The sequence below is a fragment of the Pseudoxanthomonas winnipegensis genome (assembly GCF_004283755.1).
Lineage (GTDB): Bacteria > Pseudomonadota > Gammaproteobacteria > Xanthomonadales > Xanthomonadaceae > Pseudoxanthomonas_A > Pseudoxanthomonas_A winnipegensis.
The window spans coordinates 435,375-458,379 of record NZ_SHMH01000003.1; the positions used below are offsets into that span (position 1 = coordinate 435,375).

Sequence of the window (23,005 nt, forward strand, 5' to 3'; positions counted from 1 at the left end):
CGGCGTGGACGGAAGTCTAGCCAGCGCGTAAAAGCGATGGCGAAATGCGAATCGTTCTTGAAAAGCGAGGGGCCCGCTCAGGCCGCCGGCTCGATCTGCGCGAACGAGGTTACCCGCGGATGCCCGTTGCAGGCGGCCGCATCGCGCGGGGTCGGATAGTCCTCCAGCCGGTCCAGCAGCACGGTCTGCAGGCCGGCCTCGCGCGCGGCGTCCAGCTCGGCCACCACGTCGGACAGGAACAGCACCTCGCGCGGCGCCACGCCGATGCGCTCGACGATGCGCGCATAGCTGTCGCGCTCGCGCTTGCCGCCGATCTCGGTATCGAACCAGCCCGACACCAGCGGCGTCAGGTCGCCGGCATCGCTATGGCCGAAGAACAGCTTCTGCGCCGGCACCGAGCCGGACGAATACACGTACAGCGCCAGGCCCTCGCCATACCAGTCCTGCAGGGCCTGGGCCGCGTCCGGATACATGTGCGCGGTGAAGTCCGCATCGCGGTAGCCAGCCTCCCACACCATGCCCTGCAGCGCCTTGAGCGCGGTGTGCTTGCGGTCGGTGTCGATCCAGTCCTGCAGCACCGCCACGCGCGCGGCATCGTCCTGCGCCTGCGGCGCATCCGCGCTGACCGCATCCAGCCAGCGGCGCACGTCCGGGTCGTCGCCGTGGGCGGCGACGAAGCCGGGTAGCGCACGCCGCGCATAAGGAAACAGCACGTCCTTGACGAAGGAAATGCTGCTGGTCGTGCCTTCGATATCGGTGAGCACCGCCTGCACAACGCCCATCAGGAAGCCCGCTCCGGGGTGTAGCGCGGGAAGCTGGCGGCGATGGTCTCGCCGGTGAAGTGGCCGACCCAGCCGTCCGGCTCGGTGAAGAAGCGGATCGCCACGAAGCTGGGCGACTCGCCCATGTCGAACCAGTGCTTGGTCCCGTCCGGCACGGCGATCAGGTCGTCCTTGACGCACTCGATCTCGTAGACCTTGTCGTCCACGTGCAGGGTGAACAATCCCGAGCCGGCGACGAAGAAGCGCACCTCGTCCTCTTTGTGGAAGTGCTCGTCCAGGAACTTGGTGCGCATCTCGGCGCGCGCCGGATGATCGGGCGCGATGCTGACCACGTCCACCGACTTGAAGCCGCGCTCGGCGACCAGGCGGTCGATGTCGGCGCGATAGGCGTCCATCACCGCCTCGGGCGAGGCGCCGGGCTCGATCGGCTTGGAGGCCTGCCAGCGCTCGAACAGCACCCCGATCTTCTCGAGCTCGGTGGCGATGAAATCCGGGTCGTAGCTGGCGAACAGCGGCGTGGACGGATCGGCGTGGTCGAAGATGCGAAGACGGCTCATGGCGGGCTCCTGGCAGGGGGGCGAAGGCCGGGCGGAAAAGGGTAGCAGCGGCGGCGCAGGGCGGCGTCGCCGCCATGCAACGCTGCAGTGCGATTCAGCCGCGCGCGCCGAGTTTGCGCAGCTCCAGCTCGCAGTGGAACAGGAACTCGAAGGCCTCCAGGTGGCGGCGCGCTTCGGCCATGGTGCGGCCCCAGGCGTACAGGCCGTGGCCGTCGATCAGATAGCCCCACAGCGGGCCCTGGTCCAGCAGCGCGTCCACCTGCGTGGCCAGCACGGTCATGTCCTGGGTGTTGGGCAGCACCGGCACGTCGATGGCCATCTCGTGGGTGCTGTTGCCGTGGAAGGCCTTGAGCAGCTCGTAGCCTTCCAGGCGGATATGGCCGGCACCGGCGTACAGGCGCGAGGCGATGGTCTGCACCAGCGAGTGGGTGTGCAGCACGCAGCCCACCTCCGGGAAGCGCCGGTAGAGCTGGGTGTGCAGCAGGGTCTCGGCCGAGGGACGCTTGTCGGTGGCCACCGGCCGGCCGTCGAAGTCCACGACCATGATGTGCTCGCGGCCCATGCGGCTCTTGTCCGCGCCGGAGACGGTGATCGCGGCATGGCGATCGTCCAGGCGCTCGGAGAAGTTGCTGCTGGTAGCCGGGGTCCAGCCCAGGCGCGCCAGCTCGGCCACGTTGTGGGTGATGTCGTCGGCCAGCACGGCCAGGCGCGCGGCATCGAAGGGGAGGCTGTTCATGCCGCCATTTTACCGCGCCGGCTTGACCGATCGACGTCAGCCCTGGCCGCGCAGCCGGCTGTGGCGGTAACCGTAGGCGGCGTAGATGACGAAGCCGATCACCGTCCAGATCACCATCAGCATCCAGTTGTGCGCGGTCATGGTCGACAGCAGCAGCAGGCAGCTGCCGATGCCGGCCAGGCAGATCGCCCAGGCGAAGGGGATGCGGAACGGGCGCGGCAGCTGGGGCTGGGTGCGGCGCAGGATCAGCACGCCGGCGCAGACCGAGGCGAAGGCGATCAGCGTGCCCATCGAGGTCAGCTCGCCGAGCACGTCCAGCGGGAACACCGCCGCCAGTACCGCGATGCCGATGCCGGTGATCACCGTGTTGATGTGCGGGGTGCGGTACTTGGGATGGATGCGGGTGAACACCGTCGGCAGCAGGCCGTCGCGGGCCATGATCATGAAGATGCGCGGCTGGCCGATGATCATCACCAGCACCACCGAGGACAGGCCGATCAGCGCGCCGATCTCCACCACCAGGCGCAGCCAGCCCAGCTCGGGATGCGCGGCCACGGCGGTGACCACCGGCTCGTCGGTGCCGAGCATGGAATAGGGCACCAGGCCGGTCATGACCGCGGCCATGGCGATGTAGAGCACGGTGCAGATCACCAGCGAGGCGAGCATGCCCACCGGCAGGTCGCGCTGCGGCTTGGTCGATTCCTGCGCGGCCACCGACACCGCCTCGAAACCGATATAGGCGAAGAACACGATCGCCGCCCCGCGCACCACGCCGTCCCAGCCGAACTTGCCTGGGCCCTGCGCCTCGGGGATGAAGGGATGCCAGTTGGCCGGATCCACGTACTTCCAGCCGGCGAAGATGACCAGCAGGATCAGACAGGTCTTCAGCACCACCATGGCCATGTTCATGGCCGAGGACTTGCGGATGCCGACATAGCACAGCCAGGTCAGCAGCAGCACGATGGCCGCGGCCGGCAGGTTGGCGATGGCGCCAGTGGGCTGCAGCTTGCCGTCCAGCGGCGCGCTGACCAGCGCCGCCGGCAGGTGGATGCCGAACTGGTCGAGCAGGCTGAGGAAATAGCCGGTCCAGCTCACCGCCACGGCCGAGGCCGACACGCCGTACTCGAGCACCAGCATCCAGCCGATGAACCAGGCCGCCGCCTCGCCCAGCGTGGCGTAGGTATAGGTATAGGCCGAGCCGGACACCGGCACCATCGCGGCGAACTCGGCATAGGCCAGCGCGCAGAAGGTGCAGCACAACGCGGCCAGCACGAAGGACAGCATGATCGCCGGCCCCGCATGCTGCGCGGCGGCCTGGCCGGTGATGACGAAGATGCCGCCGCCGATGACCGCGCCGATGCCCAGCGCGGTCAGGCCCCAAGGTCCCAGCGTGCGATGCAGCTGCAGGTCCTGCGCATCCTGGGTGAGCTGGCCGGGATGTTTGATGCGGAGCAGCTGCTTCATGGAAGGATCCGGTGCGGTCAGTGGAAGAAACAACGGCCGTCTAGCGGCCGTTGTCGGGGTGCGTCGTACGAAGCGGCGCGATCTGCTTAGTGCTGCTCGTTGCCCGGCGCCAGATGGCTGCGCTTGCGGCTGTAGAGCGTGTAGATGATCAGGCCCAGCACCGCCCAGCCGGCGAACACGCCCTTGGCGACCATGCTCAGGTTGACGAACAGCAGCAGACAGCCGGCCACCGCCAGCGGGCACACGACCCAGGCGAACGGCGTGCGGAACGGGCGCGGACGGTCGGGCTGCTGCTTGCGCAGCACCAGCACGCCGATGGACACCATGGCGAAGGCCAGCAGGGTGCCGGAGTTGGAGGTGTCGGCCAGCTTGCCCACCGGGAACAGCGCGCCGCAGAAGGCCACCACCAGGCCGGTGGCCAGGGTGATCACGTGCGGGGTGTGGAAGCGCGGATGCACGCGCGAAAGACGCTCGGGCAGCAGGCCATCGCGCGACATGGTGAAGAAGATGCGGGTCTGGCCGAACATCATCATCAGGATCACCGACGGCAGCGCCAGGATGGCGGCCACGCCGATCCAGTTGCCCAGGTTCGGCCAGCCGATCAGGCGCAGCACGTGGGCCAGCGGCTCATGGCTGCAGACCAGCGCCTCGGAGCCCTTGCAGGCCGCGGCGAAGGCCTGGCTGCCGGGCTCCAGCGGCACGCCGTCGGGGCCCATGATCGGCTGCGCGCCGACCGCGCCGACCGCGGCATAGCCCACCAGCAGATAGAAGATGGTGCACACCGCCAGCGAGGCGATCAGTCCGATGGGGATGTTGCGGTTGGGGTTCTTGGTCTCCTCGGCCGCGGTGGAGATCGCATCGAAGCCCACGTAGGCGAAGAAGATCGACGCGGCCGCGCCGAGCACACCGATGCCGCCCAGCGGGCTGCCCCAGCCACCGGGCAGGAACGGGGTGAAGTTGGCGGTGTGCGAGGTCGCCACCGGCAGCGCCATGACGATGAACAAGGTCAGTGCGATGATCTTGATCGCCACCAGCACCGAGTTGACCTTGGCGCTCTTGGAGGTGCCGATCACCAGCAGCCAGGTCACCAGCAGCGCGATGCCGAAGGCCAGGATGTTGAAGCTGCCGCCGGCGAACAGGCCGGTCTGCAGCGCGGGCGGCAACGCCAGCGCGCCGGGCTGTACCAGGCCGAACAGGGTCGTGTTGGCGAGCAGGCCGTTCATGTAGCCCGACCAGCCCACGGTCACCACCGCCGCGCCGATGCCGTATTCCAGGCCCAGCGCCCAGCCCACGATCCAGGCGATCAGCTCGCCCAGCACGCCGTAGGTGTAGGTGTAGGCCGAGCCGGAGACCGGCACCATCGAGGCCAGTTCGGAATAGGCCAGCGCGGCCAGGCCGCAGACCACCGCGGCGATCACGAAGGCGATCATCATGCCCGGGCCGGCCTTCTGGCCCGCTTCGGCGGTCAGCACGAAGATGCCGGTACCGATCACCGCGCCGATGCCCAGCATGGTCAGCTGGAAGGCACCGAGCTGGCGCGTCAGCGCTTTCTTCTCGGCGGTTTCAAGAATCTTGTCGAGCGGCTTGACGCGCCAGAACAGCATCGCGGAATTCCCCAGGGTCGGTAAAGGCGAAAGGGATCCGCTGCCCCCTTGGCGCGCGGATGGGATCGCCGAACCTTACCCGTCATACTGTCCGTTGCACAAGTTACCTTGTGCCCTTGCTGCGGCCCGACGGGCCGCCGGCCTGGGCATGGGGCGAGGTCCTATGTCCGACGATTCCCGCGCCGCGCTGACGGCGCAACTTCAGGCCTACCAGGCACGCTGGCCGGCTGAACACGAGGCGGTCGCCAACTTCCTGGCGCTGCTCTCGCACCCGGACGCGTTCGTACGAGCGCGGCTGGAGTCCCATTTCACGGCCTCGGCCTGGCTGGTCAGCGGCGACGGCACGCGCGCGGCGCTGATGCACCACGCCAAGCTGCGGCGCTGGCTGCAGCCCGGCGGCCACGCCGACGGCGACGAGGCGCTGCCGACGGTCGCGCTGAAGGAGGCGCAGCAGGAGACCGGCCTGACCGACCTGGTCGTGGACGCGGCGGCGATCTTCGATCTGGATCGTCACTGGATCCCCGAGCGTGGCGAGGTGCCGGGGCACTGGCACTTCGATGTGCGCTACGTGGTGCGCGCCCTGGGCAGCGAGGCCTTGATCGGCAACGAGGAATCCCTGGCCCTGGCCTGGCGGCCAATCGCCGAGGTCGCCGCCGATCCGGACCCTTCGCTCAGCCGCATGGCGCGCAAGTGGCTGGCCTCAGCCGCCACCTGACCGCGCCTTGATTTTTGTGGGAGCCACTGTCTCCCGGATCAGGCCGCGGTCTCCTTGTAGAGCGGAGCTTGTGGCAATCCCCTTTTGGGGACTCCGCTGGGGCCTTCCCCCACGAACCGAACGAAGAGCAGCGGAGCAAGCTCCGCTCTACAGGTGGAAGCCGCCCTTGTGGCCTTTTTGACCAATGGCGGCTCCCACACATCAGGTTTCGTCGAGGATCAGTACAGCACCCGCACCCGCAGCGTGCCCTCGATCGCGGCCATCGCGTCCTTCAGCACCGCCGCCTGTTCCTCCGAGGCAGTGACATCGATCACCACATAGCCGACCTGCGGGTCGGTGCGCAGGAACTGGCCGTCGATGTTGACGCCCTGGTTGCGGAACACGTCGTTGATCTGCGACAGCACGCCCGGCACGTTGCGGTGGATGTGCAGGATGCGGCGGCTGCCTTCGTGGCCGGGCAGGGTAACCTCGGGGAAGTTCACCGCCGACAGGGTGCTGCCGTTGTCGCTGTAGCGCACCAGCTTGGCGGCCACCTCGACGCCGATGTTGTCCTGCGCCTCCAGCGTGCTGCCACCCACGTGCGGGGTCAGGATCACCTGGTCCAGGCCGGCCAGCGGCGAGACGAAGGCATCGCCATTGCCCTTGGGCTCGACCGGGAACACGTCCACCGCCGCGCCGCCGACCTGGCCGGCGCGCAGCGCCTCGGCCAGCGCATCGATGTCCACCACCGTGCCGCGCGAGGCGTTGATCAGGTGCGCGCCGCGCTTCATGCCGGCGATCTGCGCCGGGCCGAACATGTCCTTGGTGGCCGGCGTTTCAGGCACGTGCAGCGTCACCACGTCGGCGCGCTCCAGCAGGTCCTCCAGGCTCAGCGCCGGGGCGGCGTTGCCCAGCGAGAGCTTGGTCTCGATGTCGTGGAAGATGACCTTCATGCCCATCGCCTCGGCCAGCACGCCGACCTGGGTGCCGATATGGCCGTAGCCGACGATGCCCAGGGTCTTGCCGCGCACCTCGTGGCTGCCCGCGGCCGACTTGGACCAGCCGCCGCGATGGCATTCGGCCGACTTCTGCGGGATGCCGCGCATCAGCATGATCGCCTGGGCGATCACCAGCTCGGCCACGCTGCGGGTGTTGGAGTAGGGCGCGTTGAACACCGGGATGCCGGCCAGCTCGGCCGCCTCCACGTCGACCTGATTGGTGCCGATGCAGAAGCAGCCCACCGCGATCAGTCGCCGCGCGTGGCCGAGCACCTCGGCGGTCAGCTGCGTGCGCGAGCGGATGCCGATGATGTGGGCCTCGGCGATGCGGGCCTTCAGCTCGTCCTCGGGCAGCGACTTGGAATGGAGCTCGATCTGGCTGTAGCCGGCCGCCTTGAAGGTCTCCACCGCGGTCTGGCTGACGCCCTCCAGCAGCAATACGCGGATGTCTTCCTTCGGGAACGAGGTCTTCTTCGACATGGGGGGAGCGGGTGGGGAGCGAAGCGGGGCGCCACTATGCCAGATTGCGCCCGGGCCACGCCGTCGCGCCATCTGGACGTGGCGTTGCAGGGCTGGCACGCTGGCGCACCCTTGAAAACAAGCCGTTTCGCGCGCAACCGTCATGACCGATTCCCTGCTTGATTCGCTGCGCGCGGCGGTGCCCGACCTGCGCCTGAAGACCGACGCCGGCGACCTGGAACACTACGGCCGCGACTGGACCCGGCGCTGGACGCCCAATCCCTTGGCCATCGCCCTGCCGGGCAGCGTCGAGGAAGTGCAGGCGGTGATGCACTGGGCCGCGCAGCGCCAGGTCAGGGTGGTGCCCTCCGGCGGCCGCACCGGCCTGTCCGGCGGCGCGGTGGCGGCCGATGGCGAGCTGGTCCTGAGCCTTGAGCGCATGAACAAGGCGCTGGCCTTCGACCGCGTCGACCGCACCCTGACCGTGCAGGCCGGCATGCCGCTGGAGGCCGTGCACAACGCCGCGCGCGAGCATGGGCTGGAGTATCCGGTGGACTTCGCCGCGCGCGGTTCGTGCTCGATCGGCGGCAACATCGCCACCAACGCCGGCGGCATCCGCGTGATCCGCTACGGCAACACGCGCGAATGGATCGCCGGGCTGAAGGTGGTCACCGCGCAGGGCGAGCTGCTCGATCTCAACCGCGCGCTGGTCAAGAACTCCTCCGGCTACGACCTGCGCCAGCTGATGATCGGTTCGGAGGGCACGCTGGGCATCGTGGTCGAGGCAACGCTGCGCCTGGCCGATCCGCCGCCGCCGACCAATGTGATGCTGCTGGCGCTGACCAGCTTCGAGGGGCTGATGGAGGTGTTCGCCGCGTTCCGCGAGCGGCTGCGGCTGGAGGCCTTCGAGTTCTTCACCGACATCGCGCTCAGGCACGTGCTGGCGCATGGCGCGGTCAAGCCGTTCGACGAGGTCTATCCGTACTACGTGGTGACCGAGTTCGCCGTGGGCGACGAGGACAGCGAGGCGGCGGCGATGGCCGCGTTCGAGGCCTGCATGGAGGCCGGCTGGGTCGCCGATGGCGTCATCAGCCAGTCCGACGCGCAGGCCCAGCAGCTGTGGCGCCTGCGCGAGGGGATCACCGAGTCGCTGGCGCCTTATGTGCCGTACAAGAACGATGTGTCGGTGCGGATCTCGCAGATGCCGGCCTTCCTGGAGCAGACCCAGGCGCTGCTGGGCCAGGCCTATCCGCATTTCGAGGTGGTGTGGTTCGGCCATATCGGCGACGGCAACCTGCACATCAACGTGCTCAAGCCCGAGCAGATGGCGCAGGCGGACTTCGTGCGCGACTGCGAGCAGGTGACCAAGCTGCTGGCGCAGGCGCTGAAGGCGCATGGCGGCAGCATCTCGGCCGAGCACGGCATCGGCCTGGTCAAGAAGCCCTACCTGGACAGCACGCGCGGACCGGCCGAGATCGCGCTGATGCGCGGCATCCGCAAGGCGCTCGACCCGCAGGGCCTGCTGAATCCGGGCAAGCTGTTCGATCCCTAAGCGCTTGCGGAGCGGTGGTGCGCCCGGCCGCGGCTGCGGTAGCCTTGCGCGTCGCGGGCGCCATCGGCGCCCCGTTCAATGCGTGGAGTGGATCGATGCGTCAGTGGATCGTAGTGGGCCTGCTGCTGGGAATGGCCGCGCCGGCCTGGGCGATGAGTTCGGCGGCCGGTGCCGCCGGCGGCACCTCGAGCGCGGGCAGCGCCGGGTCTTCGGCGTCCTCGGACAGCTCTTCGGACAACGACAAGCTGGTGCTCGATGCGCGGGTGGACGCGGCCAGCTTCGTGGCCAGCGACGGCGCGATCCGCGGCGCTCGCCTGGAGGCGGCCCTGCGCAGCCTGCGCGAACGCGACGCTGACGCGCGCCAGCGTTCCGACCTGCAGCTGGCGCAGGCCATCCTGGCCCTGTGAACCCGCCCGACCGGCCGCCGCGTTCGCGGTGGCTGGGCTCTCGGCTGCTGGCGATCTGCCTGCTCGGATGCGGCCTGCCGCAGATCGCGCAGGCGGCGTTGCATCTGCAGCTGGATACCGCCGCGTTGGATGCCGACGAGCGGGCGGCATCGCAGGCCTTGTTCGACGACGTGCAGGCGCGCCTGCCGGTCGCCTGGCGCCAGGCGCTGGACACTGTACCGGTGCAGTGGCGCGACGATCTGCCTGCGGCCGTGCATGGGCGCGCGACCGGCGCCGGCCAGGTGCTGCTGCCACGCAGCTTGTTGTACGACTGGATGCGGGCCAGCGACGAGGCGGCGCGTACGCCGGCGCGCGCCGCCCTGGTCCACGAACTGGCGCATCTGCTGGATCGCAGCGCGGCCGGCGGCTTCTCGCGCGACCCGCGCCTGTTGGATCTGGCCGGCTGGCAGATCGGCAGCTGGCCGCGCCTGAAGCTGCGCCTGCGCCACAACGCGTTCACCGACCGCACGCCCGATGCGTACGAGCTGTTCTCGCCGCAGGAATACGTGGCGGTCAATCTGGAGCATCGGATTCTCGATGCCGACTACGCCTGCCGCCGCCCGCTGCTGGACGCGTATTTCGCCCAGCGGCTGGGCTCGATGCCGCAGGCCGGCCGGGACTGCGCGCCGGGTGTCGCGTTCTTCGAGGACCGGCCGGCAGCGCCGCTGCTGGCGCTGGACCCCGAACGCGTCTACGCCGTCGACTACCTGCTGGCCGACGGCAACGACGCGCCGATGAGCCGCTGGGGCCACAGCATGCTGCGCCTGGTGATCTGCGCGCCGGGCCGCCCGCGCGGGCCGGACTGCCGGCTGGACCTGCAGTACCAGCGCGTGCTCTCGTTCCGCGCCTTCATCGACGATGTGCAGATCTCGAGCTGGGGCGGCCTGACCGGGCGCTATCCCTCGCGCCTGTACCTGCTGCCCATGCTGCAGGTGATCGACGACTACACCCAGGGCCAACTGCGCGGCCTGCGCTCGGTGCCGCTGACGCTGTCGCGCGCGCAGATCGCCGCGCTGCTGCGGCGTGCCGCGCAGGTGCACTGGAGCTACGACGGCGGCTACCGCTTCGCCTCCAACAACTGCGCGTTCGAGACCTACAAGCTGCTGCGCGACGGCGTGCCCGCGCTGGATGCGGGCGGGCGGCTGTCGGGCATCACGCCCAACGGCTTGTTGCGCCGCCTTGAACAGGCGCGCATCGCCGATGGCCAGGTGCTGGCTGACCTGGAGCATGCTGGCCGCGCCGGCTATTACTTCGCACCGGCCAGCGCGCAATACCAGGCGATGCTGGACATCGCCCGCGCGCGCCTGGGGCTGCCCGCGCAGTCGGTCGAGGACTGGTTGTCGCAGCCGCCGCAGCGGCGCGCGCCATGGATCGAACGCGCGGACCTGCGCGCCAGCGCCGCACTGCTGGTGCTGGAACAGGCCGCGCGCCGTCGCCAGGACCTGCTGGCACGCGATGCGCTCAAGCGCCGCTTCCTGCACGGGCGCGGCGATGCCGACCTGGATGCCGGTCGCACCCGCCTGCGCGACCTCCTGGAGCACGAGGGGCTGTTCGCCCAGCCCGCGCTGCTGCTGCAGGGCCAGCCCGGCTACGGCCTGCCGCAACAGGCCGAGCGCGACTTCCTGCAGGCGAAGGGCAGCGCCTTGCTCGGCCGGCAGCACGCCGCGCGCGATACGCTGGAACACGACGCGCGCCTGCTGTTGCCGCAGGAGCTGCGCGATCAGATCGACGGCACCGACGCCAACCTGGCCGCGCTGGGGCAGCGTCTGCGCACGCTCGAGCGCGACACTGGCGTGCCCAGCCTGCGCGGCCTCGCGCCCTGAGGCGTCGCGCCGGCACGCTCGCGGGCGCCGGCGCGGCGAGGATCAGTCCGCCCGACCGCCGAACTCGCCGGTGGTGGTGTTGATCAGGATGCGCTCGCCGGTGGTGATGTACTCGGGCACCATGATCTCGATGCCGGTGGACAGCTTGGCCGGCTTGGGGCGCTTGGTCGCGGTGCCGCCCTTGAGTTCGGGCGGGGTCTCGATGACTTCCAGCGTGACGTGCTGCGGCAGCTGCAGTGCCACCGGCTGCTCGTCGATCACCTGCACATAGCAGCCGGTCAGGCCGTCGGTGATGTAGCCGGCGTCGTCGCCCAGCACGTCCGCGTCCAGGGTGTAGGGGGTGTAGTCCTCGTCGTCGAGGAACACGAAGGCCTCGCCGTCCTTGTAGGAGAAGGTGGCCTGGCGGCGCAGCAGTTCGACCTCGCTCAGGTTGTCGTCGGCATCGAAGCTGGCGTCGAGCTTGTTGCCGCCCGGCACGCTGTACATGATGAAACGGAAGCGCACGTTGCCGCCGCGGCCCTGCGGCGAGGAGCGCTCGATGTCGCGGATCTGGTAGACGCCGTTGTTGTATTCGACGACGTTACCCTTCTTGATGTCACCAGCTTTCATGGATCGAAGACCTGATTGAAGAAATGAGTGTGGGAGGAGCGGGAGCGTTGAGCGGCGAGGCGTGAGCGAAGGTGGGCGCGTTGCAGCGTCTTTCCGCGCGCGCCTGGCTCACGCCCGCCTTACTTCGGGGCCAGGCGCGTGGCGCCATCCAGGCGGATGGTCTCGCCGTTGAGGTAGCGCGCCTGCAGGATGTAGGCGACGGTGTCGGCGTACTCGGCCGGCTGGCCCAGGCGCGAAGGGAAGGGGATGGACGCGGCCAGCGACTGCTGCACCGCCTCGGGCATGCCGTCGACCATCGGCGTCCAGAACACGCCCGGCGCGATGGTCACCACGCGCACGCCGAAGCGCGCCAGTTCGCGCGCCATCGGCAGGGTCATGCCGACCACGCCGGCCTTGGACGCGGCGTAGGCCGCCTGGCCGATCTGGCCTTCGTAGGCGGCCACGCTGGCGGTGTTGACGATCACCCCGCGCTCGCCGTCCTCGCCGGGCGCGCCGTCCTGCATCGCCTCGGCGGCGGCCTTGGCCACGTTGAAGCTGCCCACCAGGTTGACCAGCACCGTGTTGCGGAAGGTGGACAGCGCCATCGGCCCGTCCTTGCCCAGTACGCGGCCGGCGCCGAGGATGCCGGCGCAGTTGACCGCCACGTTCAGCCCGCCCAGGAAGGCGCGCGCCTCGGCGATGCTGGCCGACACCACGCCCTCGTCGGTGACATCGGTGCGCAGGTAGCGCGCGTTGGCGCGGCCCAGCGCCTGCACGGCCGCCTCGCCCTTTTCGTCGTTGACGTCCAGCAGGACCACCTTGCCGCCGGCGGCGACCAGGCGCTGGGCGGTGGCCAGGCCAAGGCCGGACACGCCGCCGGTGATCACGGCGCGGGATTCGGACAGCTGCATGCAAGGCTCCTGCGGAACGCGTAAAGGCGACAAGTCTAATGGCATGCGCCGGCGCGCCCTTGCGCGCCGCGGCAGCGCCGCTCAGAGCGCGAGCGCGTACCAGCGGTCGCAGCCGCCGTGGCCGGTGGCGCCCAGCGGGGCGGGCAGCGGGGTGAAACCGCTCTTTTCGTACAGGCGCATGGCCGCCTCCATGCTGCGCAGGGTCTCGATGTAGCACTGGCTGAAGCCGAAGCCACGCGCGGCTTCCAGGCATTGGCGCATCATCGCCGCGCCGGCGCCCAGCCCGCGCGCCTGGGGCAGGAAGTACATCTTGCGCAGCTCGCAGGTCCCGGCCGGGCCGCCCTCCAGCGGTGCCACGCCGCCGCCGCCCAGCACCTGGCCGTCCACCTCGACCACGAAGTAGGCGCTGCACGGCTGCGCATAGGCGCGGCTGAGCCAGTCCACCTCCGGATCGTTGATCGCAAAGCCCGGCCCGCAGGCCCCGAAGTCCGGCATGACGGCGCGGATGATCGCCGCCATCGCGGCGTCATCGGTGGGCTGGATGGGCCGGATCAGGAACGGTGCGGACATCGGCGGTGAACGCGCTGGGTGAGGGGTGCGCATCGTACGCCGGGCTGGCCCGCAGCGTCCTGTCCGGTGACCCGACAGACAGCCTCACGTCTTGATCACGGTGGTACTATTGAGAACTGTTTTCATTTGAGCCCGCTCGCGTGATGTTGTCCGATCTGCCCCAGCGCACCCAGGCCATCGTCGATTCGGTCGAAGACCGCGGCCCCAACGACACCATCGCCCGGCGTCTGCGCGAGCTGGGCTTCGTCGCCGGCGAGCAGGTGGAGATCGTGGCGCAGGGGCCGATCGGCGCCGATCCGCTGCTGGTGCAGGTGGGCTTCACCCGCTTCGCGCTGCGCCGGACCGAGGCCGCGCGCGTGCGCCTGCGCGTCGAGCGCGGAGCAGGGGCATGAACACGGCCGCCGCGCCGCAGCGCCTGGCGCTGATCGGCAACCCCAACTGCGGCAAGACCGCGCTGTTCAACCTGCTGACCGGCAGCCGGCAGAAGGTGGCCAACTACGCCGGCGTGACCGTCGAGCGCAAGGAAGGCCGCTTCACCGGCGTCAACGGCCAGACCTATGCGCTGCTGGACCTGCCTGGCGCCTACAGCCTCAACGCCGCCAGCCTGGACGAGGCGATCACCCGCGACCTGTGCCGCGGCTTCCTGCCCGGCGAGCCGCGTCCGGACGCGCTGGTGTGCGTGGTCGATGCGACCAATCTGCGCCTCAACCTGCGCTTCGTGCTGGAAGTGCTCCGCCTGGGCCTGCCGGTGATCCTGGCGATCAACATGGCCGACGCCGCGCGCCGGCGCGGCATCCAGATCGACCTGGACGTGCTGCAGCGCGAGCTGGGCATCCCGGTGGTGGAGACCGTGGCGGTCAAGTCCAACGGCGCGCGGGCGCTGCTGGAGCAGATCGACCGAATGGCCGCCCAGCCGCAGCTGCCCAGCCACGTGCTGCCCGAGGACGCAGACCTGCACGCCGAGACGCGCCGCCTGCTGTCGCTGGCGGTGAGCATGCCCACCCGCACCGCGCGCGTGGACGACACGCTGGACCGCTGGCTGCTGCATCCGGTGTTCGGGCTGCTGGCGCTGGCGGTGGTGATGTTCCTGATCTTCCAGGCGGTCTATGCCTGGGCCGCGCCGCTGATGGACACCATTGATGCCGGTACCGCCTGGCTGGGCGGGTGGGTCGGCGGCGCCTTGCCGGAAGGACCGCTCAACAGCCTGCTCACCGACGGCATCATCGCCGGCCTGGGCGGGGTGATCGTGTTCCTGCCGCAGATCCTGATCCTGTTCGCCTTCATCCTGGCGCTGGAGGAATCCGGCTACCTGCCGCGCGCGGCCTTCCTGCTGGACCGGCTGATGTCCAAGGCCGGCCTGTCCGGGCGCTCGTTCATTCCCTTGCTGTCCTCCTTCGCCTGCGCCATCCCCGGGATCATGGCGACGCGCTCGATCCAGGATCCGCGCGATCGCCTGGCCACCATCCTGGTGGCGCCGTTGATGACCTGCTCGGCGCGTCTGCCGGTGTACGCGCTGCTGATCGGCGCCTTCATCCCGCAGCGGCAGGTCGGCGGCGTGTTCAACCTGCAGGGGCTGGTGCTGTTCGGCCTGTACGTGGCGGCCATCGTCAGCGCGCTGGTGGTGGCCTGGGTGATGAAGCGCTGGCGCCGCGACAAGAGCGAGCACCCGCTGCTGCTGGAGCTGCCGTCCTACCGCATTCCGCACCTGCGCGATCTGGCCCTGGGCCTGTACGAGCGTGCGATGATCTTCCTCAAGCGCGTGGGCGGCATCATCCTGGCCCTCACCGTGCTGCTGTGGTTCCTGCTGTCCTTCCCCGGCGCGCCGGCCGATGCCACGCTGCCGCCGATCGACTACAGCTTCGCCGGGCGCATCGGCCATGCGCTGAGCTATGTGTTCGCCCCATTGGGCTTCAACTGGCAGATCTGCATTGCGCTGATCCCGGGCCTGGCCGCGCGCGAGGTCGCCGTGTCCTCGCTGGCCACCGTCTATGCGCTGTCGGCCGGCGACGACGATGCCAAGGCGCAGGCGCTGGCGCCGCTGATTCACGACGGCTGGTCGCTGGCCACCGCGCTGTCGCTGCTGGTCTGGTACATCTACGCGCCGATGTGCCTGTCCACGCTGGCCACCATCAAGCGCGAGACCAATTCGTGGAAGCGCATGGCGGTGTCGGCCGGTTATCTGTTCGCGCTGGCCTACATCGCCTCGCTGCTGACCTACCAGGTCGCGGTCATGCTGGGGGCGGGCTGATGGCACCGGCGCTGGCGCTGCAGTACCTGGTGATCGCGCTGGCCGTGCTGGTCAGCGCCTGGGTCGTGGCGCACAAGCAGTTCCCCAACGCCACCCGCCGCGCGCGCACCGCGCTGGCCCTGCCGCTGCTGCGGGACGGGCGCCCGCCGTGGATGCAGCGGCTGGGCAGGGCGCTGGCGCCGCCGGCCAGGGCGGTCGATGCCGCCTGCGGCGGCTGCAGCAGCTGCGGGCCGCAGAAGCCGGCCACGCGCAAGTAAGGCCTGGCCGCACGCCTCGCGCGTGCCGCCGGATGCAGGACCTTCAGGACAGGCGGCGCTTCCCGCGCGGCGCCTGGCCGCCGCTGTGCGGGAACATCTCCACCGTCAGCGAGAAGGTGCGCTGCTCGCCCGGCCGCAGGGCGCCGACGCCGACCACGTGGCGGTCGATCTCGCGGCCCTGTTCGTCGCTGATCACCATCACCGCGGTGTATTCGTAGGCCGTGGCGGCGTCGGCAGGATGGTTGACCGTGCCCTGGACCATCAGCGGCACCACGCGCTGCACCTCGCGCCGGGCCACGGTGGCCGAGTCGTCGAAGCGCAGGTGATGCTTGCACGACGGGCACACGGCCGCGGTCTCCAGGATCGTCGCCTTGCAATGCGGGCAGGCGCGGGTGGCGCCTGCCGTGCCGGGGCGCTGGGTGCTCACGCCGCGTCGTGCTGCTTCTCGCTGCCGTCCCAGCCGAAGTCGGCCTGGCCGCGCATGCGGGCGCCGGCAGCCACGGTCATCGTGCCGCACTTGACGTCGCCGGTCAGGGCGCCGGAGGCCAGCAGTTCGACGTGCTTGGCCGCCTCGATATTGCCTTCCAGCTCGCCGGCGATGGTGATCTTGCTGGCCTTGACGCCGCCGGACAGCTTGGCGCCGTGTTCGATGGTCAGGTCGCCCTGGACATTGACGTCGCCCTTGAAGCGGCCGGCGATGCGCACGTGGCCGCTGCCCTCGATCTTGCCCTCGATGGTCAGGTCCGAGGCGATCAGCGATTCCTTGCGTTCGCGGCCGGCCGACTGGGCAGTGGGCGCCGAGGCGGGGCTCGGGGCGCTGGTCAGCGGGGTGGGCGCGACGGGCTCGGCGCTGGCCACCGGCGGCGGGGACGGCTCGATGACCGGGGCCGGCGGGGCGTCCTTCTTGCTGGACACCGGATCTTTCCACATGGACATGTCGCAAGGTCTCCTGTCGGGGGAAACGCGACTATCGCGGCTTGCGCCGCACAGGCGCTGTGACTGGGCTCACCAAACCGCCCGTCGGACGGTCGTGCCGGAGCGTTGCATGTCCTGGCTGTCGGGGCAAATGCAAGGAGCGGGGGCAGGTTCGTCAACGACTCACAAGCCATTCGGAAACTGCGGGTGGGGCGCTTCCAGGTCGACTCGGACCACTGGGACGTAGCAAGAACAGGTTGTTCTCTCGATTGGAGAATTGCGGCGGTCGCATGTGCGGCTTCGGGAGGGCAGCGGTCCGGCGGGCGGTGGCCGCTTCTCCCTCAATCAGGGCATCCTGCCCTGATTCGGGCGCTCGGCGTCCTGCCTCGCTAGGCGCGGCCACCGCCCGCCGGACCGCTGCTGCGCGCGTTATGTCAAAGGACTTCGGGTCGAAAATCGAAAGGAGGCTTGATCCATCCGCTGCGGCCTCGATCTGGCCGGCCAGGCGCACAGCGGGCCAGAACAGGGCACACACAGAATGCTGCCCATCCCCGTGGGAGCCGCCATGGCGGCGATGGGGCTTTCCGGTAGAGCCTCATCACCGCCATGGCGGCTCCCACCGGAGCATAAGGCGATCATCCGCCTCCATCCGCGCGCTGACCCTAGATGGCGGACCTTAGCCGAGGAGCCGCGCCTAGCGGGTTCAGGCTAGTAGGCGAAACGGCTTTCAGCGGCTCGGCACGTCGGCGAGTAACCAAAGAAAGAGGCCCGCTTGCGCGGGCCTCTTTGCGTACTGCAGCGTGCGGAAGCGGCTTACTTCTTGGAAGCCTCGCGCGCGTCCTTGGAGACCTCGGCCGCCTTGTCGGCAGTGGCGTTGGCGCCCTCGGACACGGCGGCGGCGGCGTCGGCGGCGGCCTGCGTCGCGTTCTCGGCCTTCTCGGCGGCGTTGCTGGCCGCAGCCGCGGCATTGTCGGCGGCAACGGCGGCCTTGTCGGCGGCGGCGTCGGTGGCCGCGGCGGCCTTGTCGGCAGCGTTGTCGGCCGCGGCAGCAGCCTTGTCCGCGGCAGCCGAGGCATCGGCCGCGGCGCTGTCGGCGGTGGCGGCGGCGCGGTCCTGGGTCTGCTGCGAGCAGGCGCCCAGCGCCAGGACGGAAGCGATCAGCACGATGTTGAACTTGTTGGTCATGGCGTTCCCCTCAACGAAAGAAGATGGATGGTGTGACGCGAAGTCTGCGGGTGTCACGGACACCGGCATTCACGACGCGGCGAGCCTACGAAGGCGCATGTCAACGCCATGTAGGGCCGTTCCTTACAAAAATGTTCTTTTTCTTGATCGAGGCATCCTGGCGCTCGGTTTTGCTGGATCGGAGGGGCAGCGATCCGAGTCGCGGTGTCGGCCTTCCCTCGATCAGCGCACCCTGCAATGACTTGAAGCGCGGCGTATCGCATCGCTCGTCGTGGTCGCCGACCGCTGCACCGTTGCCTGGCGTGTCGAGCCGGTCGGCTTGAGATGTCGAAAGCAGTCCTGACCGATCAGCGCAGAACCTCGACCAGGTTGGGGACAGGCCGCCGCGAAGTATGTTCACCGCTTTGTCCAGCAATCCCATCGAGCACAAAAAAAGACCGCCGGTTGCCCGGCGGTCTTCTCGAATCCGATTACCGATGGCGAACCACCGGCGAAGCGCGGATTACTTCTTCTCGGCGTCCTGACCGGCGGACTTCGCAGCGTCAGCGGCGTCCTGCGCGGTGTCCTTGGCAGCCTCGGCGGCGTCGGCAGCAGCGTCGGCAGCCTTGTCCGTGGTCGCGGCGCCAGCGTTGGCGGCAGCGTCAGCGGCGGTGTTGGCGGCGGTCGCGGCGGTGTCGGCAGCAGCCTGGGCAGCGTCGGCGGTCGGGGTCGAAGCGGCGGTGTCGGCGGCAGCCTGGGCCTCGGTGGCAGCCTGCTGCGCGTCGGTGGCGGCGTCGGCAGCCTGTTCCGGCTTCGAGCAAGCAGCCAGGGCCAGGCCCATTGCCAGCGCGATCAGCGTCTTGTTGATGCTCATTGGTAAATCCTCGTCGATTAGTTTGGCAACGCGCAGTTGCGCGCCGGGCGACATCATGACAATCCGTTTTCCACTGTCAAGCATTCGCGGGCGTATGGCTCAGATTCGTCAACTTGGCGTTAAAACAGAAAACGTCTTCAGAGCAGTTCGACCGCGATGGCCGTGGCTTCGCCGCCGCCGATGCACAGCGTGGCAATTCCACGGCGCATACCCTGCACGCGCAGGGCGTTGAGCAGTGTGACGACCAGGCGAGCGCCGGAAGCGCCGATCGGATGGCCTAGCGCGCAGGCGCCGCCATGCACATTGACCTTGCTGTGGGGGATGCCCAGTTCCTGGATCGGCACCATCGCCACGACGGCGAAGGCTTCGTTGATCTCGAACAGATCCACGTCCTGGACCGACCAGCCCGCCTTCTCCAGCACCTTCTGGATCGCCCCGACCGGCGCGGTGGTGAACCACTCCGGCTGCTGCGAGAACGTGGCATGCGCGACGATGCGCGCCAGCGGCTGCAGGCCGCGCTGCGCGGCGTCCTCGGCGCTCAACACCACGGTGGCGGCCGCGCCGTCGGAGATGCTCGACGAACTGGCGGCGGTGACCGTGCCGTCCTTCTTGAAGGCCGGCTTGAGCGAGGGGATCTTGCCGATGTCCGACTTGCCCGGCTGCTCGTCGCTGCTCACGGTCACCTCGCCTTTGCGCGTGGCGATCTTGAACGGCACGATCTCGGCATCGAAGGCGCCGGAGGCCTGCGCGGCCTGCGCGCGCTTGACCGATTCGATCGCGAAGGCGTCCTGCTCCTCGCGGCTGAAGCCATACTTTTCCACGGTGGCCTCAGCGAACACGCCCATCGCCTGACCGTCATAGGGATTGGTCAGACCGTCCCAGGCCATGTGGTCGATCGCCTTGAAATCGCCGAAGCGGTTACCGGTGCGCGAGTTGGGGATCATGTGCGGGGCGTTGCTCATCGACTCCATGCCGCCGGCCACGACCACGCGCGCCGAGCCGGCCTTGACCAGATCGTGCGCCAGCATGATCGCCTTCATGCCCGAGCCGCACACCTTGTTGATGGTGGTCGCGCCGGTGGACTGCGGGATGCCGGCGGCCAGCGCCGCCTGGCGCGCCGGCGCCTGGCCCAGGTTGGCCGGCAGCACGCAGCCCATGATGACTTCGTCCACGTCCTGCGCCGGCACCCCGGCCTGCTCGAGCGCCGCGGCGATGACGCTGGCGCCCAGCTGCGGCGTGGGCGTGCCGGTGAACTGGCCGAGGAAAGAACCGATGCCGGTGCGCTTGGCGGCGGCGATGACGATGTCGCTCATGGAGAGCCTGTCCTGAGGAACCAAAGAGTTCCCCATTATCCTCCCGGGCGCTCGCGGCGGCACACCCGACCATTGGCCGCTTGCAGCAGGGTGCCGGGATGCCTTGGGGTACATCAAGGTGGATGTGCGATTTGCAGGCGCAAGCCCACCTGCGCGGCCGCGGTTGAGCTAGATTGCGCCGGACAGGCGCTGGGGTGCGCCATCCGGGGAGTAGTGCAATGCGGGGACAGGGCGCGATGCCGGGGCGGCCTTCGGGCCGGGTGCTGGCGCTGAACGTGCTGGCGTGCGCGGTGATGAGCGCCTGCGGCGGTGGAGGAGGGGGCAACGTCAAGCCGAACCCGCCGCCGACCACACCACCGCCCACCACGACCCCCGCGCCGGTGGTGACCACGCCGGATCCGACCTATTCCAAGCATCTGAGCCTCACCCATGCCGACGCCGCGCACGCTGCAGGCTTCACCGGCACCGGGGTGGTGATCGGCATCGTCGATACCGGCGTCAACCGCAGCCATCCGGCGCTGTCGCCACGGGTCACCGCCAACCTCACTTATGTCAGCGGCTCGTCCAACGATCTGACCAAGGACGACGTGGTCGGCCACGGCACGGCCGTGGCGCAGATCGCCGCCGGCCGGGCCTTCGGCGCCTGGCCGGGCGGCATCGCGCCGGGGGCGAGCATCGTCTCGGCACGGATCATCTCGGACAAGGAGCCGACCGACGACGGCTCGGGCAACGGCAATTCGACCAGCGGCGCGCTGGGCCTGGCGCAGGTCCACCAGGACCTGATCGCGCGCGGGGTCAAGGTGATGAACAACTCCTGGGGCGGGGTGTACTGGACCGACCTGACGGCGACCGCGCCCATCGCCGCCGAGTACCGGCCCTTCGTCGTGCAGAACGGCGGCATCGTGGTGTTCGCCACCGGCAACGACGGCAAGGCCCAGCCGACCGACACGGCCGCCATGCCGAGCAAGCCCGGCCCGAACAACACGCTGCCGGCGGCCGATCTGGAGATCGGCTGGCTGGCGGTGGCGGCGCTGGACACCGACAACCCGACCCAGCTTGCCTCGTATTCCAACGCCTGCGGCGTGGCCATGCATTACTGTCTGGTCGCGCCGGGCAAGGTGATCACCACCGGCACCAACGACGGCCCGACCGCGCCCAGCTACTGGGAGTGGACCGGCACCTCGCTGTCCACCCCGCAGGTCTCCGGCGCGGCGGCGCTGGTGTGGCAGGCCTTTCCTTATTTCTCCAACGATCTGGTCCGGCAGACCCTGTTGGGCACGGCCACCGACCTGGGCGCGGCGGGGGTGGACCCGGTGTTCGGCTACGGCCTGTTGAATGTCGGCAAGGCGGTCAACGGGCCGGCGCGGCTGGACTGGGGCGATGTGGCGGTGTCCTTCGACGGCACCTCGACCTGGTCCAACGCGATCAGCGGCGACGGTGGCATCACCAAGTCCGGCGCCGGCACGCTCAACCTGAGCGGGCAGAACAGCTACCTGGGCGAGACCCGCGTCAGCCAGGGCGCGCTGCTGTCCAGCGGCGCGATCCCGGGCAGCGCCAGCGTGGCCGCAGGCGCGCGCCTGAACACCGGCGGCGGCGTGGGCGGCGCGCTGCGCAACGACGGCACGGTCGCCTTCACCGGCGCTGCGGGCGCGCGGCGGATCGAGGGCGACTTCACCCAGTCCTCCGGCGCCACGCTGGAGTTCCAGATCGGCACGCCGCTGCAGGTCGATGGCACCGCCAACTTGGGCGGCATGCTCAAGGTGATGGGCACGGCCAGCGGCTACGTGCGCAGCGCGCGCGAGACGGTGGTCGACGCCAGTGCCATCAACGGCACCTTCTCCGGGCTGAGCTCGGCCTCGAACGTATTCCTGCAGGCGTCGCTGGGCTTCAGCAGCACTCAGGCGTACCTAGACATCACTCGGCTGGACATCACCGCCACCGCCAGCGCGATGGGCATGAGCGCCGCGTCGGTCGGCGCCGCCCAGCGCGTGGATGCGGCGCTGACCCAGCTCGACGCGCAGCCCCAGGCCCAGAGCGGCGCGATGGCGTCGCTGGCCGGGGATTTCCTGCGGACTTCTTCCAGCGCGGCCGCAGCGCGTTCGCTGGAGAGCCTGTCCGGCCGCGCGCATGCGGCGGCCGACGGCGTCACCCTGGATCTGCTCGATCTGCGCCGGCGTGCGCTGGCCGCGCACGTGGCGCAGGGCGGGGCCGGCGCGGACGGCTGGTACCAGGCGTTCGACGGACGCCAGGCCTCGGGCCTGGGCGCGACCGCCGGGCTGGACCTGTCGGGCTGGATCGCCGGCCAGGACGTGACCCTGGCGCCGGGCTGGACCTCGGGCCTGGCCGTGGGCCAGATGGACACCAACAGCGTGCGCGATACGCTCGGCGACGCCGGCCAGGATCGCCAGACCCATGTGCAGGCCTATCTGGCCCATCGCGGGCAGGCCGGCTATGCGCTGGCGCAGTTCGGCGTGGGCCAGTTCCGCCGCGACCTGCGCCGCTCGGTCTATCTGGGCGACGCGGCCTACGGCGTCGATGCCCGCTACGACGGTGAGATGCGCTTCGCCAGCATGGAAGCCGGCGTGCCGCTGCGCACCGGCCTGGGCACGCTCACCCCGTACCTGGGGGCGGACTACGCCAGCCTGGCGCGCGATGCCTTCAGTGAGCAGGGCGCGGCCGGCTTCGGCCTGGCTGCGGCGGCCAGCCATGCCAGCCGCGCCCAGGCCATCGCCGGGCTGCGCCTGGAGCGGGCGCTGTCGCTGGCGTCGATGGACCTGTCGCTGTCGGGCCATCTGGAATGGCAGTCGGTGCTGTCGGCCAGCGGGTTCTCGCGGCAGGCGCGCTTCGTCGGCATAGACGCCTGGGGCGCGATCCCGGGCGGCGACGCGGCGGCCTCGGGTGGCTGGGCCGGCTTCTCGCTGGAGGCCGCGCTGCGCGCCAACCAGCGCCTGTCCTTCGGCCTGGACCAGCGCTTCGGCGCGCGCGGGAGCGAGTCGGTGGGATCGGTGCGTTACAGCGTGGGGTTCTGAGTCGCCGACACGGGCCCTGCC

22 protein-coding genes are annotated in these 23,005 nt (G+C 69.7%); 8 read left to right on the plus strand and 14 right to left on the minus strand.

Features of this window, described 5'->3' with window-relative positions; genetic code table 11:
• Positions 1–77: 77 nt before the first annotated feature.
• The 5 genes from mtnC to EAT51_RS08445 all read right to left on the minus strand — a co-directional run bounded on the left by mtnC (position 78) and on the right by EAT51_RS08445 (position 5,143).
• Entirely contained in the window at positions 78–782 is a 705-nt protein-coding gene (mtnC, locus tag EAT51_RS08425; protein WP_130519734.1) for an acireductone synthase, read from the minus strand.
• The gene (locus EAT51_RS08430; protein ID WP_130519736.1) at positions 782–1,339 is read right to left on the minus strand and encodes a 1,2-dihydroxy-3-keto-5-methylthiopentene dioxygenase; all 558 of its coding nucleotides are present in this window, start codon (positions 1,337–1,339) and stop codon (positions 782–784) included. Before EAT51_RS08430 ends, mtnC begins: the two co-directional genes overlap by 1 nt.
• A 94-nt stretch (positions 1,340–1,433) precedes the next feature.
• Entirely contained in the window at positions 1,434–2,075 is a 642-nt protein-coding gene (locus EAT51_RS08435; protein ID WP_130519738.1) for a methylthioribulose 1-phosphate dehydratase, read from the minus strand.
• 36 nt (positions 2,076–2,111) lie between these two features.
• Positions 2,112–3,539 (minus strand): amino acid permease, encoded by a 1,428-nt coding sequence (locus tag EAT51_RS08440; RefSeq protein ID WP_130519740.1) that lies wholly within the window; start codon positions 3,537–3,539, stop codon positions 2,112–2,114.
• 86 nt (positions 3,540–3,625) lie between these two features.
• Positions 3,626–5,143, minus strand: coding sequence for an amino acid permease (locus EAT51_RS08445; RefSeq protein WP_130519742.1), 1,518 nt, complete (start codon positions 5,141–5,143; stop codon positions 3,626–3,628).
• Between the two features lie 163 nt (positions 5,144–5,306).
• Between EAT51_RS08445 and EAT51_RS08450 the strand changes: the two genes are divergently transcribed.
• Positions 5,307–5,858, plus strand: a complete 552-nt coding sequence (locus EAT51_RS08450) for an NUDIX hydrolase (RefSeq protein WP_130519744.1) — start codon at positions 5,307–5,309, stop codon at positions 5,856–5,858.
• 218 nt (positions 5,859–6,076) lie between these two features.
• On the opposite strand, the gene serA is transcribed toward EAT51_RS08450, so the two are convergent.
• Entirely contained in the window at positions 6,077–7,315 is a 1,239-nt protein-coding gene (serA, locus tag EAT51_RS08455) for a phosphoglycerate dehydrogenase (RefSeq protein ID WP_130519746.1), read from the minus strand.
• 142 nt (positions 7,316–7,457) lie between these two features.
• On the opposite strand from serA, the gene EAT51_RS08460 reads away from it, so the two are divergent.
• The 3 genes from EAT51_RS08460 to EAT51_RS08470 all read left to right on the plus strand — a co-directional run bounded on the left by EAT51_RS08460 (position 7,458) and on the right by EAT51_RS08470 (position 11,115).
• Positions 7,458–8,846: an FAD-binding oxidoreductase gene (locus EAT51_RS08460; protein ID WP_130519747.1), complete on the plus strand. Its 1,389-nt coding sequence runs from the start codon at positions 7,458–7,460 to the stop codon at positions 8,844–8,846.
• Between the two features lie 95 nt (positions 8,847–8,941).
• Positions 8,942–9,253 (plus strand): DUF2388 domain-containing protein, encoded by a 312-nt coding sequence (locus tag EAT51_RS08465; protein ID WP_130519749.1) that lies wholly within the window; start codon positions 8,942–8,944, stop codon positions 9,251–9,253.
• Positions 9,250–11,115 (plus strand): DUF7844 domain-containing protein, encoded by a 1,866-nt coding sequence (locus EAT51_RS08470; protein ID WP_425478249.1) that lies wholly within the window; start codon positions 9,250–9,252, stop codon positions 11,113–11,115. The genes EAT51_RS08465 and EAT51_RS08470 overlap by 4 nt, the downstream gene beginning before the upstream one ends.
• Positions 11,116–11,157: 42 nt before the next feature.
• On the opposite strand, the gene yeiP is transcribed toward EAT51_RS08470, so the two are convergent.
• From yeiP to EAT51_RS08485, 3 genes are all read right to left on the minus strand, one after another.
• A complete protein-coding gene (gene yeiP, locus EAT51_RS08475) occupies positions 11,158–11,724 on the minus strand; it encodes an elongation factor P-like protein YeiP (RefSeq protein ID WP_130519751.1) in 567 nt (188 codons plus the stop codon).
• Between the two features lie 119 nt (positions 11,725–11,843).
• Positions 11,844–12,614, minus strand: a complete 771-nt coding sequence (locus EAT51_RS08480; RefSeq protein WP_130519753.1) for an SDR family NAD(P)-dependent oxidoreductase — start codon at positions 12,612–12,614, stop codon at positions 11,844–11,846.
• Between the two features lie 81 nt (positions 12,615–12,695).
• A complete protein-coding gene (locus EAT51_RS08485) occupies positions 12,696–13,184 on the minus strand; it encodes a GNAT family N-acetyltransferase (RefSeq protein WP_130519755.1) in 489 nt (162 codons plus the stop codon).
• A gap of 140 nt (positions 13,185–13,324) precedes the next feature.
• Here EAT51_RS08485 and EAT51_RS08490 point away from each other — a divergent pair, with 140 nt between their 5' ends.
• The 3 genes from EAT51_RS08490 to EAT51_RS08500 are packed head-to-tail and all read left to right on the plus strand — an operon-like array spanning position 13,325 to position 15,689.
• A complete protein-coding gene (locus EAT51_RS08490; RefSeq protein ID WP_130519757.1) occupies positions 13,325–13,576 on the plus strand; it encodes a FeoA family protein in 252 nt (83 codons plus the stop codon).
• Positions 13,573–15,432: a ferrous iron transport protein B gene (gene feoB / locus EAT51_RS08495; protein WP_130519759.1), complete on the plus strand. Its 1,860-nt coding sequence runs from the start codon at positions 13,573–13,575 to the stop codon at positions 15,430–15,432. The genes EAT51_RS08490 and feoB overlap by 4 nt, the downstream gene beginning before the upstream one ends.
• Positions 15,432–15,689, plus strand: a complete 258-nt coding sequence (locus tag EAT51_RS08500) for a DUF6587 family protein (RefSeq protein WP_130519761.1) — start codon at positions 15,432–15,434, stop codon at positions 15,687–15,689. The genes feoB and EAT51_RS08500 overlap by 1 nt, the downstream gene beginning before the upstream one ends.
• A 43-nt stretch (positions 15,690–15,732) precedes the next feature.
• On the opposite strand, the gene EAT51_RS08505 is transcribed toward EAT51_RS08500, so the two are convergent.
• The 5 genes from EAT51_RS08505 to EAT51_RS08525 form a co-directional block, all read right to left on the minus strand.
• A complete protein-coding gene (locus EAT51_RS08505) occupies positions 15,733–16,116 on the minus strand; it encodes an FxLYD domain-containing protein (protein WP_130519763.1) in 384 nt (127 codons plus the stop codon).
• The gene (locus EAT51_RS08510; protein ID WP_130519765.1) at positions 16,113–16,625 is read right to left on the minus strand and encodes a bactofilin family protein; all 513 of its coding nucleotides are present in this window, start codon (positions 16,623–16,625) and stop codon (positions 16,113–16,115) included. The genes EAT51_RS08505 and EAT51_RS08510 overlap by 4 nt, the downstream gene beginning before the upstream one ends.
• A 792-nt stretch (positions 16,626–17,417) precedes the next feature.
• Positions 17,418–17,789 (minus strand): hypothetical protein, encoded by a 372-nt coding sequence (locus EAT51_RS08515; RefSeq protein WP_130561509.1) that lies wholly within the window; start codon positions 17,787–17,789, stop codon positions 17,418–17,420.
• A gap of 502 nt (positions 17,790–18,291) precedes the next feature.
• Positions 18,292–18,642 (minus strand): hypothetical protein, encoded by a 351-nt coding sequence (locus EAT51_RS08520; protein WP_130518717.1) that lies wholly within the window; start codon positions 18,640–18,642, stop codon positions 18,292–18,294.
• 137 nt (positions 18,643–18,779) lie between these two features.
• Positions 18,780–19,955: a thiolase family protein gene (locus EAT51_RS08525; RefSeq protein ID WP_130518715.1), complete on the minus strand. Its 1,176-nt coding sequence runs from the start codon at positions 19,953–19,955 to the stop codon at positions 18,780–18,782.
• A 236-nt stretch (positions 19,956–20,191) separates the two neighbouring features.
• On the opposite strand from EAT51_RS08525, the gene EAT51_RS08530 reads away from it, so the two are divergent.
• Positions 20,192–22,984 (plus strand): autotransporter serine protease, encoded by a 2,793-nt coding sequence (locus tag EAT51_RS08530; RefSeq protein ID WP_130518823.1) that lies wholly within the window; start codon positions 20,192–20,194, stop codon positions 22,982–22,984.
• Positions 22,985–23,005: the final 21 nt, after the last annotated feature.